The sequence below is a fragment of the Streptomyces lincolnensis genome (assembly GCF_021173675.1).
GTDB lineage: Bacteria > Actinomycetota > Actinomycetes > Streptomycetales > Streptomycetaceae > Streptomyces > Streptomyces lincolnensis_B.
The window spans coordinates 353,319-365,616 of sequence record NZ_JAIHON010000004.1; the positions used below are offsets into that span (position 1 = coordinate 353,319).

Sequence of the window (12,298 nt, forward strand, 5' to 3'; positions counted from 1 at the left end):
GCGTCATGGCGAAGGCCGAAGGGACACGATCCACGGGGGAGGCGTACGGCGCCCCACAGGCGCACGGCGTCGCCCCGCCCGTGGGCCGTCGCGTCCGGGACCTGCACACCCAGGGTGTGCGGCTGTACGACGCCGCCCGCACCCTGCGCGCCGACCACGCCCGCGCCCTGGAGGCGGTCCGCTCGGCCCTGAAGCCGCTCAGGGACGACCTCGTGGCCGAGGAGCTGGCGTCCATCCCGGTCTCCCGGCTGAAGGACGTCACCGAGGGGCGGCTGCGCCTGTCGGCCATCGAGGCGGCGGGCTTCGGCTCGGTGCGCGCGGTGCACGACGCGAGCCGGTTCGACCTGCGGCAGATCCCCGGTGTGGGCGCTCAGACCGCCGACCAGGCGCTCGCCGCGGCCCGGCAGATCGCGCGGGCGGTCGAGGAGACCGTCTCGGTGCGGATCGACGTCGATCACCCCGAGCCCAGGACCGCCGCCCTGGTCCGCGCGCTGTACCGGCTGGTCGAGGCGGGCCCCGAGCTGCGCCGCTGCCTGGACACCGCCGAGCGGCTGCACGACCGGCTCGGCGAGCTGCTCCCCGCCGCCCTCCCGGCCACCGGCCGGCTGCGGCTGGCCCTCTCCGGGCGGCACCGCCGGGAGACGGCGCTCGCGGCGGCCGTGGAGCTGCGCGCGCTCACCGCCGAGGCGGCGGAGACGGACGTACGGCTGCGGCTGACGCAGGCCTCGGCCGACCTGCTGCGCGAACCGGCCTCCGAGATCGAGGCCTGGGTCGACTTCGAGCTGCGCTCCGCCGAGTACTACAGCCAGCTCGCGGAGGTGTCCGCGCACCGCACGGACACCGCGGCGGCCGAGGGGTTCGTGCCCTCGGAGGTGGCCGAGCGGGTGCACGCCCAGCCGCTCGACGACACCCACCGCCGGGTCTCGCTGCGCGGCTACCAGTCCTTCGGCGCCCGCTTCGCCCTCGCCCAGCGCAGGGTCGTCCTGGGCGACGAGATGGGGCTCGGCAAGACGGTCCAGGCCGTGGCCGCGCTCGCCCACCTCGCGGCCGAGGGGCACGCCCACTTCCTGGTCGTGTGCCCGGCCAGCGTGCTGATCAACTGGACGCGGGAGATCCGCTCCCGCAGCACCCTGCGAGCCCTCCCGGTGCACGGACCCGAGCGGCAGGAGACCTACGCGGAGTGGCGCGAGCGCGGCGGTGTCGCCGTCACCACCTTCGACGTGCTGCACACCCTGCCCGAGCCGGACGGCACCCGGCCGGGCCTCCTCGTCGTCGACGAGGCCCACTACGTCAAGAACCCCGACACCCGCCGGGCGAGGTCGGTCGCGGTGTGGACCGAGCGCTGCGACCGCGTCCTGTTCCTCACCGGCACCCCGATGGAGAACCGCGTCGAGGAGTTCCGCACCCTGGTCCGCTACCTGCAGCCCGCGCTGGTCCCCGTCATCCGCGACAGCGACGCGGTCGCCGGACCGCACACCTTCCGCAAGGCGGTCGCGCCCGCGTATCTGCGCCGCAACCAGCAGGACGTACTGACCGAACTGCCCGCGCTGCTGCACGTGGACGAGTGGGAGGAGTTCAGCGCCGCCGACGAGGACGCCTACCGGGCGGCGGTCGCCGCCGGGAACTTCATGGCGATGCGCCGGGCCGCGTACGCCGACCCCGAGAAGTCCGCCAAGCTCCAGCGGCTGTGCGAACTGGTCGGGGAGGCCGCGGTCAACGGCCTGAAGGTGGTGGTGTTCTCGTACTTCCGCGATGTCCTGGAGAAGGTCCAGGGCGCCCTGGCGCAGCCGCGGGACGCGCTCGAAACCTCCCGGCGCACCCCGGGCGAGGGCGTGTTCGGACCCATGTCCGGCAGCGTCCCGGCCGCCCGCAGACAGCGTCTGGTCGACGACTTCACGGCCGCCGAGGGGCACGCCGTGCTGCTCTGCCAGATCGAGGCCGGCGGGGTCGGTCTGAACCTCCAGGCCGCCTCCGTGGTCGTGCTGTGCGAGCCGCAGGTCAAGCCGACCCTGGAGCACCAGGCCGTGGCCCGCGCCCACCGCATGGGCCAGGTCCGCCCGGTCCAGGTGCACCGCCTGCTGGCCACGGACAGCGTGGACGACCGGCTGCTGCACATCCTGGAGAGCAAGACCCGCCTCTTCGACGCCTACGCCCGCCGCAGCGACACCGCGGAGGCCACCCCGGACGCGGTCGACGTCTCGGACGACGGTCTGGCCCGGCGCATCGTGGAGGAGGAACAGCGCAGGCTGGCCGGGCGGCTCTGAGGCGCATCCGTGCAGGGCCCTTGTGCAATTCCTGTGCAGGCCTCAATCTTTCGGCGGGCACTCACGTGTCCCACCCGGGTGTGCACTCGGCTGTCCCACCCGGAATTGACATGAGCATGCTACCGATCGAGGAGGATCCCTCAGATGGCAGTGATGCGTCACCGAAGATCCGCAGGTCTCGCCGCGGCGGCCGTGACCGCCGCCCTCGCCGCGAGTCTCGTCTCGGCACTCCCCGCCCAGGCCGCCCCGCAGGGCGCCGTCCAGTACGAGGGCGCCGCGAACGCCGTGCCCGACAGCTACATCGTGACCCTCGAGTCCGGTGCCGCCCGCGCCGGTTCGGCCGAGGGCCGGGCGCTGGCCGCGAAGTACGGCGCCGACATCGAGCGGACGTACGGCAAGGCCCTCAACGGCTACGCGATCGAGGCCTCGGCGACCGAGGCGAAGCGGTTCGCCGCGGACCCGGCCGTCGCCTCCGTCGTCCAGAACCGCACCTTCCGCATCCAGGCGACCCAGCCCAACCCGCCCTCCTGGGGCCTGGACCGCATCGACCAGCGCAACCGCCCGGTCGACAGCTCGTACACCTACCCGGACTCGGGAGGGGCGGGCGTGACCACGTACGTCATCGACACCGGTGTCCGCATCACGCACAGCGACTTCGGCGGCCGTGCCTCCAACGGCTACGACGCCATCGACAACGACAACACCGCCCAGGACGGCCACGGCCACGGCACGCACGTGGCCGGCACGGTCGCCGGAAACGCGTACGGCGTCGCCAAGAAGGCGAACATCGTCGGCGTCCGGGTGCTCAACAACTCGGGCCAGGGCACCACCGCCCAGGTCGTCGCCGGTATCGACTGGGTCGCGGCCAACGCGGTCAAGCCCTCCGTCGCCAACATGTCCCTCGGCGGCCCGGGCGACACCGCGATCGACACCGCCGTACGCAACGCCATCGCCTCAGGCGTCACCTTCGCGGTCGCGGCGGGCAACGAGTCCACCAACGCCTCCACCCGCTCCCCGGCCCGGGTCACCGAGGCGATCACGGTCGGCGCCACGACCTCGGCCGACGCCCGCGCGAGCTACTCCAACTACGGCACGGTCCTGGACCTGTTCGCCCCGGGCTCGTCCATCACCTCGGCCTGGCGCACCAGCGACTCGGCCACCAACACCATCTCCGGTACGTCCATGGCGAGTCCGCACGTCGCCGGAGCGGCCGCGCTGTACCTGGCCGACAACCCGACGGCCACCCCCGCCCAGGTCTCCTCGGCGCTGACCGCCGCCGCGACCACCGGGGTCGTCACCGGCCCGGGCACCGGCTCGCCCAACCGGCTGCTGTACGTCGGCGGCGGCACGACCACCCCGCCCGGCCCGCGCTTCGAGAACACGGGGGACCACGCGATCGGCGACAACGCCACGGTCGAGTCCCCGGTGACCGTCTCCGGCGTCAGCGGCAACGCGCCCTCCGCCCTCGCGGTCGAGGTGCACATCGTCCACACCTACATCGGCGACCTCCAGATCCAGCTGGTCGCCCCCGACGGCACGGCGTACACGCTCAAGGCGTACGGCACCGGCGGCAGTGCCGACAACATCGACACCACGTACACGGTGAACGCCTCCTCCGAGGTCGCCAACGGCACCTGGCGGCTGCGGGTCGGTGACAACGCGGCACAGGACGTCGGACGCGTCGACGCCTGGGCGCTGCAGTTCTGATCCGTCGCTGATCCAGTGCTGATCCGTTTCTGATCCACCGTCGGCTCGGGTGACGACCTGGGTTCGGTCGCCGCCCGGGCCGCGCATACGATGCGCCTGTCGTACATCAGTTCCACCATCGGTTCCGCACGTCACTCTCGGTCCCGCCGCCCGAACGCAGGAGCACGGCTCGTGTCCATACCCCCGCCCCCGGAGGGGCCGTACCAGCATTACGGGCCGCCCTATCGGACGTGGGGGCAGGGCTACAGCCCGTACACCCGCCCCTCGCCGGTCAACGGGGTCGCCATCGCCGCGCTCGTGCTCGGCCTGCTCTGTTTCGTGCCCGCCGCCGGGCTGGTGCTCGGCGTGATCGCGCTCGCGCAGATCAGGAGGAAGGGGCAGAGCGGCAAGGGGATGGCGATCGCCGGGGTGGTCCTGTCGTCCGTGGGGCTCGCCCTGTGGGTGGTGACGCTCGCGACGGGCGCCGCCTCCGGGATCTGGCGGGACGTCAAGGACGGCGCGAGCGGCAACTCCTCGTTCTCGCTCGTCGCGGGCCAGTGCTTCGACGTCCCGGGCGGCTCGCTGGAGGGCCTCACCTACGACGTCGACGAGGTGTCCTGCGAGGGCGGGCACGACGGCGAGGTCTTCGGTTCCGTGACGATGAGCGGCGGCTCCGCCTTCCCCGGCGACGACGCCGTCAGCGAGACCGCCGACGAGAAGTGCACCCCCCTGGAGGGCGCGTACGTCCGGGACAGCTGGGTCCTCGACGAGGTCGACGTGTACTACTTCGGCCCCACCCGGGAGAGCTGGCGGTGGGGCGACCGCGCGATCGCCTGCGTCTTCGGCAGCACCGATGACGGCAAGCCCCTCAGCGGCTCCCTGCGCGCCGACGAGAGCAGCTTCGACGCGGACCAACTCGCCTTCCTGGAAGCCATGGACGCCGTCGACGCCGTGCTCTGGGAGGAGCCCGAGGAGAACGCCGAGGACGACCTCGCGGCCGGCCGGGACTGGGCCCGGGACGTCCGGGACGTGCTCGGCGAGCAGGCCGGGGTCCTGCGCGGGCACGCCTGGCCGGCCGACGCCGCACGGCCGGTGGCCGCCCTGCTGAAGGACATGGACGCGGCGCGCGAGGTCTGGGCGAAGGCGGCCGCCGCCTCCGACCCGGACACCTTCTACACGTACTACGACGACGGCTGGGCGTACATCGACGGCCCCACCACGGTCACCGCCCGCAAGGCTCTGGGCCTGGACACCACCCCGCCCTCGGGCGAGGAGTACGACGACGAGGACGACAGCTCCGGTGGCGGCAACCTGAATGTGTAAGCCCGAATGTGTAAGGGGCCCTATATACGGAGAGAAAGTGCCTGCGTAAAGCCCTCCACGGGCACAAGTCATCACATCGAGTGATTCTCTGGCCTTTGCTTGCATGGCGGAACCCACGGTTGCCACGCTGTTGCTGTCTGTACAACCTGATGGGAGCGGCCAGTGACATTCGGTGAGCAGCCCGCGTACCTGCGCGTCGCGGGTGATCTCCGCAAGAAGATCGTCGACGGTTCGCTGCCACCGCACACCCGCCTCCCGTCCCAGGCGAGAATCCGTGAGGAGTACGGCGTCTCGGACACGGTCGCGCTGGAGGCGCGCAAGGTGCTCATGGCCGAGGGGCTGGTCGAGGGCCGTTCCGGCTCCGGGACCTATGTGCGCGAGCGGCCCGTACCCCGCCGTGTCGTGCGCTCCGGGTACCGGCCGGTCAACGGCGCGACACCCTTCCGGCAGGAACAGGCCGACGGCGAGGTGCGCGGCACCTGGGAGTCCAGCAGTGAACAGGCCGAGGCGAGCGTCGCCGTCGCCGAGCGGCTCGACATCCGGCCCGGCGACCGTGTGATGTGCACCCGGTACGTCTTCCGGGACGCCGGCGAGGTCATGATGCTCTCCACGTCCTGGGAGCCCCTCGCCGTCACCGGCCGCACCCCCGTGATGCTGCCCGAGGAGGGCCCGCTCGGCGGCATGGGCGTCGTCGAGCGCATGGCCGCCATCGACGTGATCGTGGACAACGTCACCGAGGAGGTCGGCGCCCGCCCCGGCCTCGCCGAGGAACTCCTCGCCCTCGGCGGCGTCCCCGGCCATGTCGTCCTGGTCGTCCAGCGCACGTACTACGCCTCGGGCCGCCCGGTGGAGACGGCCGACGTGGTGATTCCGGCCGACCGGTACCGGGTCGCCTACCACCTGCCGGTGAAGTAGTCGCCTGCCGTTCACTCCGTCGCGGCGGCGCACGCCCTCTGGGCAGTTGCCTCGGGCCAGTGCTCAACGGGGGCCTGTGGACGCCGCGTTGGTATCCGGCCGTTCTCGCAGGTCGTGATGGGCGCCCGGGACACCCCGCCGACCGGATGCATCGACATGTCCTGGGGCGCGTGCGATGCCGCGCGCCCCTCAACGTGCCGGTCCGTCCTGGCTGGTTGCGTACCTCTTTGTGAAAAGCCGTGTTCGCTGCGTGAAGGTAGGGCGTAGGCTCGGGCATATGCGCATTGCGGTTTCCTTATCGGGTGGGGCGCGGCACACACCGCGGACGGGAAGTGGAGGGGCGCGATGAACGACGGCACGATCACTCTTCCCTGGCTCGTCATACGGCAGGACGACAACGGCAACCGCTACCGCGTGGGCAGGTACGCGACCCGGGCGGAGGCCCAGAAGATCGCGGACAGCCTCGACGGTCGCGGCCACAAGCAGCTCTACTGGGTCGAGCGGATAGGCCAGAACGGAACGGGCGCCGCCGGCTGATCGCCGACGCCTGCGCTCCCGTAGGCTCCGGCGCATGACGGAACGGATCGTGGTGGGGGCCGCCCTGATCGAGGGCGGCCGTGTGCTCGCCGCGCGGCGCAGTGCGCCCGCCGAGCTGGCCGGGCGCTGGGAGTTGCCCGGGGGCAAGGTCGAGCCGGGCGAGACGCCGGACGCGGCGCTGGTGCGGGAGCTGCGGGAAGAGCTCGGCGTCGATGCGGTGGTTGGTGAGCGGGTGCCGGGGGTGTGGGATCTGCGGGCGCCGTATGTGCTGTGGGTGTGGACTGCGCGGTTGCTTCCCGGGTCCCCCGAGCCGAAGCCGCTTCAGGATCATGATGAGTTGCGGTGGCTGTCTCTGGCGGAGCTGTGGGATGTGCCGTGGCTGGAGCAGGATGTGGCTGCTGTGCGTGAGGTGGCTGTGCGGTTGGGGCCGGGCGCCTAAAGGGTTGCCGGTACATCTTGTAGCGCGAGTGCGGGTCGTTTGTGGCTTGTCGCGCAGTTCCCCGCGCCCCTAAGGGGGCGTGCACTTGCCCTTGGTTTTGAAGTGACGTACGCCTTTCGTGCCACAGTGCGCCGTCCGGGGCGGTAATGGCTCCGTGATATCGGGTATGTGCCCATTAACCCCAAGAAACCGGACATGGGTGAGTGGCTGGCCCGGGATGTGATCGGCGTGATCGACAGCGAAGGCGACTGCGCCGAGTGGAGCTTCCCGGCGGACCCGGGGGCGGTGCGGGCCGCGCGGGACGCGGTGCGGGAGCGGCTGGGGGTGTGGGGGCTGGAGAGTCTGGCCGACCTCGCGGTCCTGCTGGTCAGCGAGTTGGTGACCAACTCGCTGCGGCACGCCAGCGGCCCGATCGGGGTGCGGCTGGTGCGGCCCGCGGGCCTGGACCGGGTGCTGCTGGTGGAGGTCTCCGACCCGCTGCCCGACCCGCCCCGCGAGCGGGCCGCGCGTCCCGACGACGAGAGCGGCCGCGGACTGCACCTGGTGGCGCACTCCTCCCGCCGGTGGGGCACCCGCCCCGGGGAGGCGGGCAAGACGGTGTGGTTCGAGCTCGGGGTCCCCGAATAGGGCCCGCATGGTGCCCGCACGAGGCCCACGCGGTGCCCACACGAGGCCCACGCGGTGCCCGCACGAGGCCGGAGTGCGCAGTGAGCCGGGACTGTACGCGTGGGGCGGCGCTGTCCACCGGCCGGTTCGGGCCAGTGACGGTTGTCGAAAGGGGTGGTTCGACGGGGTGTCCGCTGGTTAGAAGACTGTAGGTGTTGTCACGGTCCGGTCCAAAAACCATCGGGACCGTGCTGTGATCGTGAACACCGTGTTGTGCGGCGCCGTAGTGCTGGATACTGCGGGCAGCCGCCCCCGGTGACCGGTGCCGGACGCGGTGAGCTGGAGGGGACGGTTCGCGTGAGCGAGATACCAGCGAAGGCCACGGAGTCGGAGGACCCGTCGGACGGCGCGAGGACGGAGGCCGCGGGTGATGCCGTGCCAGAGATCCGTCCCGACGACGCGCCGCCCGGGGACGCCATGTGGCAGAGCAGTCCGCCCGGCTCCATCTACGACTACATCAAGGTCGCGTCCTTCTCCATCGGCCCCGACGGGCTGGTGGACCAGTGGAGCCTGCGCGCCGAGCAGCTCTTCGGTATCCGCGCGGACCACGCCGTCGGCATGGACCCCATCGCGGCGTTCATCGACCCCGATCTGCGGGCGCGCGGCCACCGCAAGATGGCGGAGATCCTCGACGGCCGCGAATGGACCGGTGTGGTCCCCTTCCGGGCCCCGGGTGCGACGCCCGGCGACAGCGGCCGACAGGGCCTCGCGGAGGTCTACGTCATGCCGACGCGGACCGAGGAGGGCGAGAAGGCCGCCGTCTGCATCGTCGTCGATGTGAGGACCCTGCGGAGCATCGAGACCGACCTCGCCGCCTCGCAGTCCATTTTCGGCCAATCTCCCTTCGGGTTCGTGCTGATCGACCCCGATCTGCGGGTACGCCGGGCCAACCACCGGTTCGCCTCGATCTTCGGCGGCACCCCCGACGACCACCGCGGCAAGACCGTCCACGACTACCTGCCGCGTCCCGAGGCCGAGCGGGTCGCCGCGACCCTGCGCCGGGTCCTTGAGACCGGCAACTCCATCACGGACATGCATGTCACGGGCTTCGTGCCGGACTCCGAGGAGCGCCGCCACTGGTCGGTCAACCTCTATCGCGTGCACAGCGGTTCCGGCCGGCCCATCGGCATCGCCTGGCTCGGCCTCGACGTCACCGCCCGCCGGGCCGCCGCCCGGGAAGCGGCCGCCGCGCGGCGCAATCTCGCCCTCCTGAACGAGGCCGGCGCCCGGATCGGCAACTCCCTGGACCTGGAGACCACCGCCCGCGAACTCCTCGACGTCGTCGTCCCCGGCTTCTGCGACCTCGCCACCGTCGACCTCTACCAGGGGCTGCTGGCCGGCGACGAGACCCCGCCCGGCCTCGCCGACGGCAGCGCGGAACTGCGCCGGGTCGCCTTCGCCAGCGCCGTCTCCGACGCGCCCTTCGCCGGCTCGGGCAAGCCGGTCGCGGTCGGCGCGGTCCACCACTACCCCTTCAACTCGCCCTGCGCGGACGCCCTGCGCACGGCCCGCCCGCAGCACATCCCCGGCGAGGAGGGCGGCCTCGTGCAGTCCACGCTCGCCGTGCCGATGGTCGCCCACGACACCGTCGTAGGACTGGCGCAGTTCGCGCGGACCAAGGGCAGTGAGCCGTTCGGGGACCGGGACCGGGCGCTGGCGGTGGAGCTGGCGGCGCGGGCGGCGGTGTGCATCGACAACGCGCGGCTGTACCGGCGCGAGCACGAGCGGGCATTGATACTCCAGCGGTCCCTGCTGCCCCCGGGCGACCCGGTCGCCTCCGGCCTGGACATCGCCTGCCGCTATCTGCCGGGCAACTCCTCCGCCGACCGGCCCAGCGAGGTCGGCGGCGACTGGTTCGACGTCATCGAACTGCCCGGCCACCGTACGGCGTTGGTCGTCGGCGACGTGATGGGACGCGGGCTGCGGGCGGCGGTCGCGATGGGTGAACTCCGGTCCGCCGTGCGCACCCTGGCCCTCCTCGACCTCGAACCGGCCGAGGTGCTCAGCGCGTTGGACGAGATCGCGCGCGGCCTCGGCGCGCCCGGCGGGGTGCAGCAGGCCACCCGCGCGGCCCGTCGCCCGCGTGAGGCCGACCTGTCCGAGGTGTACCTCGCGACCTGCGTCTACGCCGTCTACGACTCGGTGACCAGGCGCTGCACCTTCGCCAACGCCGGCCATCTGCCGCCGGTGCTGGTGGAACCCGGCGAGGACGCCCTCATGCTGGACGTGCCGCCGGGCATGCCGCTCGGCGTCGGCGGGGAGCCCTTCGAGGAGGTCGAGGTCGAACTTCCCGAGGGTGCTCTGCTCGCGCTCTACACGGATGGACTGGTCGAAAGCCGCGATCACCCCCTCGACGAGGGCCTCCAGGCCTTCGTGGGGGCGCTGACCGACCCCTCCGCGCCCCTGGAGGACGTCTGCGACCACGTCCTGAACACCCTCGACACCCACCACGGCGAGGACGACATCGCGCTGCTCATGGCGCGGGTCCAGGGCCTGCCCGCCGACTCGGTCGGCGACTGGACCCTGCCGCGCGAGCCGCGCAGCGTGGGCCGGGCCCGCGAGTACGCGCGCGGCCAGCTGATCAGCTGGGACCTGGAACCCCTGGTCGACACCACCGAGTTGCTGGTCAGCGAGCTGGTGACGAACGCCCTGCGGTACGGCGAGGGCGACATACGCCTACGGCTCCTGCTGGACCGCACCCTGGTCTGCGAGGTCTGGGACTCCGGCCTGGTCCAGCCGCGCCGCCGCCGGGCCCGTGACACGGACGAAGGCGGGCGCGGCCTCCAGCTCGTCGGTCTCCTCAGCGCGGCCTGGGGCTCCCGCCGGACGCCCCGCGGCAAGACGGTGTGGTTCGAACTCCCGCTCCCGGACGGCGAGAACGGCCTGGCGGACCCGGCGGAGGCGCTGCTCAGCCTGTTCTGACGGCCCTACGCGAGGGCACGGCGGGGGCGGTCACGCGACCGTACGGCGGCCACGGGTGCGCGGCCCGCCGAAGCTCAGGGGCACCCCGCCGTCCCCATCGCCGGGCTCGCCGCCTCCGCCCCCGCCCAGCAGGATCCCGCCGAGGACCGCCCCGGCGATCCCGCTCGCGTGTCCGGCCGCCCCGGCGACCGGATTGCCGTGCACCCGTACGTCCTGTTCGGCCAGGTCCCGGGCCTCCCGGGCCAGGGTGTCCGCGGAGACGTACGCGTCCTCGGCGAGCAGCCGTCGCGCCTCCGCCAGCCGCTCGCGGGCCGGGCCGCCCACCGCACCCCGGTGCGTGTCGACGAAGCCGTCCGCGAGGTCGGTCGAGGTACGGGCGACGAGCGCCCCGGCCGCCGACACCACCCCGGCCCGCCCCGCGTCCAGCGGCGTGAGCGCCCCGACGATCCGGCGCAGCACGTCGAGCGGGTCGTACGGCCCGGCGGCCACCTCTTCTCGTACGACGGTCAGGACCGCGTCGGCGTGCCGGACCCGCGCGTGCAGCTCGCCGGCCGGGATCCCCTCCGTCGCCGTGAGCCCGCGCACCTGGGTGAGCGCCGCCTCCGCGCCGGTCAGCGCGGCCGGCACCAGTCTCGCGGCCGCGTCCAGCGCCTCGGCGAGCCGGTCGACCCCGGCGACGAACACGGCGGCCTGGGCCACGGCCCCCTCGGCGGCGCGGAGATCACGGGCCGCGTGCTCCGGATCGCCGCGGTCGGCCGCCTGGCGGGCCTGGTTGAGGTGGACGGTGGCGAACACCAGGCGGTCCTTGGCCTGTTCGACGTAGCCGGTGACCGGCGCGCAGGCGGCGGGCGGGTACCGCTCGGCGAGGTTGGTGAGGGTCGTCTCCGCGGCCGCCGTGCGCCCGGCGAGCTCCCGGAACCGGGTCTCCGCGACCTCCAGGGCCGCGGCGGCGTCCCGTTCCAGGGCGCGGAGCTGGTCGAACGCGGGCGCCTCCGCGTCGAGCCGTCGTCCTGCCTCCTGGCACCGGCCCACGATCCCGGCGAGCACCTGCCGCCGGGAGTCCTCGTCCGCCGGGACGCCCTCGTCGTAGCGCCGCCGCATCCGGAAGGCGGCGGAGAGTTCGGCCTCGGCGTCCCGCACGGCGGCGGTGAAGGGGGCGACGGCCGCCTCGCCGAACCGGGCCGCGGCGAAGCCGAGTTCCGCACGGCTGGTGCGGATCCAGTCGTCGGCCTCGGCGAGGAGGGCGCGCGTCTGCTCGTCGAGGTCGGTGAGGGGAGGAGCCGAGGGGGAGGTGGCGGGGGCGCCGCCGGGGGTGGTGCGGGTCCGGGCCCGGCGGGTGCGTCGCAGGTAGCCGTATCCGGCGAGTGCGCCGGCCGTGGCCACCAGGACGAGCGGCAGCACGAGGTCGGTGGCCGAGGACTCGTCCTCCTCCGGCGCGGCGGCCACGGCCCGGACCTCGCCGGTCCTCGCAACCGGAACATCCGTGCTGATCGTCATCCCCGGCAACACCAGCCACACGACCCCGGCCACCCCGCCCACCACGGCA

9 protein-coding genes are annotated in these 12,298 nt (G+C 73.0%); 8 read left to right on the top strand and 1 reads right to left on the bottom strand.

Features of this window, described 5'->3' with window-relative positions; all coding sequences use genetic code 11:
- Window positions 1-5: 5 nt before the first annotated feature.
- The 8 genes from K4B79_RS12455 to K4B79_RS12490 all read left to right on the top strand — a co-directional run bounded on the left by K4B79_RS12455 (window position 6) and on the right by K4B79_RS12490 (window position 10,752).
- Entirely contained in the window at window positions 6-2,264 is a 2,259-nt protein-coding gene (locus tag K4B79_RS12455; RefSeq protein WP_232026583.1) for a DEAD/DEAH box helicase, read from the top strand.
- Window positions 2,265-2,408: 144 nt separating this feature from the next.
- The gene (locus K4B79_RS12460) at window positions 2,409-3,971 is read left to right on the top strand and encodes a S8 family peptidase (protein WP_232026584.1); all 1,563 of its coding nucleotides are present in this window, start codon (window positions 2,409-2,411) and stop codon (window positions 3,969-3,971) included.
- A 171-nt stretch (window positions 3,972-4,142) separates the two neighbouring features.
- The gene (locus K4B79_RS12465) at window positions 4,143-5,273 is read left to right on the top strand and encodes a DUF4190 domain-containing protein (RefSeq protein ID WP_232026585.1); all 1,131 of its coding nucleotides are present in this window, start codon (window positions 4,143-4,145) and stop codon (window positions 5,271-5,273) included.
- Window positions 5,274-5,435: 162 nt separating this feature from the next.
- On the top strand, window positions 5,436-6,188 hold the full coding sequence (locus K4B79_RS12470; protein WP_232026586.1) for a GntR family transcriptional regulator: 753 nt from the start codon (window positions 5,436-5,438) through the stop codon (window positions 6,186-6,188).
- A 345-nt stretch (window positions 6,189-6,533) separates the two neighbouring features.
- Complete coding sequence (locus K4B79_RS12475) at window positions 6,534-6,725, top strand: SPOR domain-containing protein (protein WP_232026587.1); 192 nt, start codon at window positions 6,534-6,536, stop codon at window positions 6,723-6,725.
- Window positions 6,726-6,759: 34 nt separating this feature from the next.
- Window positions 6,760-7,164, top strand: coding sequence for a (deoxy)nucleoside triphosphate pyrophosphohydrolase (locus K4B79_RS12480; RefSeq protein ID WP_232026588.1), 405 nt, complete (start codon window positions 6,760-6,762; stop codon window positions 7,162-7,164).
- Between the two features lie 195 nt (window positions 7,165-7,359).
- Complete coding sequence (locus tag K4B79_RS12485; protein ID WP_232026589.1) at window positions 7,360-7,791, top strand: ATP-binding protein; 432 nt, start codon at window positions 7,360-7,362, stop codon at window positions 7,789-7,791.
- 336 nt (window positions 7,792-8,127) lie between these two features.
- Window positions 8,128-10,752: a SpoIIE family protein phosphatase gene (locus K4B79_RS12490; RefSeq protein WP_232026590.1), complete on the top strand. Its 2,625-nt coding sequence runs from the start codon at window positions 8,128-8,130 to the stop codon at window positions 10,750-10,752.
- A 30-nt stretch (window positions 10,753-10,782) separates the two neighbouring features.
- Here the strand turns inward: K4B79_RS12490 and K4B79_RS12495 are convergent, their stop codons facing one another.
- Complete coding sequence (locus tag K4B79_RS12495) at window positions 10,783-12,249, bottom strand: hypothetical protein (RefSeq protein WP_374208468.1); 1,467 nt, start codon at window positions 12,247-12,249, stop codon at window positions 10,783-10,785.
- Window positions 12,250-12,298 lie beyond the last annotated feature (49 nt).

What these genes read in the sequence shown, in the direction of transcription:
- K4B79_RS12455 (WP_232026583.1), top strand. Translation starts at nt 6, where the DNA reads ATGGCGAAGGCCGAAGGGACACGATCCACGGGGGAGGCGTACGGCGCC.
- K4B79_RS12495 (WP_374208468.1), bottom strand. Translation starts at nt 12,249, where the DNA reads ATGACGATCAGCACGGATGTTCCGGTTGCGAGGACCGGCGAGGTCCGG.
- K4B79_RS12475 (WP_232026587.1), top strand. Translation starts at nt 6,534, where the DNA reads ATGAACGACGGCACGATCACTCTTCCCTGGCTCGTCATACGGCAGGAC.
- K4B79_RS12485 (WP_232026589.1), top strand. Translation starts at nt 7,360, where the DNA reads ATGGGTGAGTGGCTGGCCCGGGATGTGATCGGCGTGATCGACAGCGAA.
- K4B79_RS12460 (WP_232026584.1), top strand. Translation starts at nt 2,409, where the DNA reads ATGGCAGTGATGCGTCACCGAAGATCCGCAGGTCTCGCCGCGGCGGCC.
- K4B79_RS12480 (WP_232026588.1), top strand. Translation starts at nt 6,760, where the DNA reads ATGACGGAACGGATCGTGGTGGGGGCCGCCCTGATCGAGGGCGGCCGT.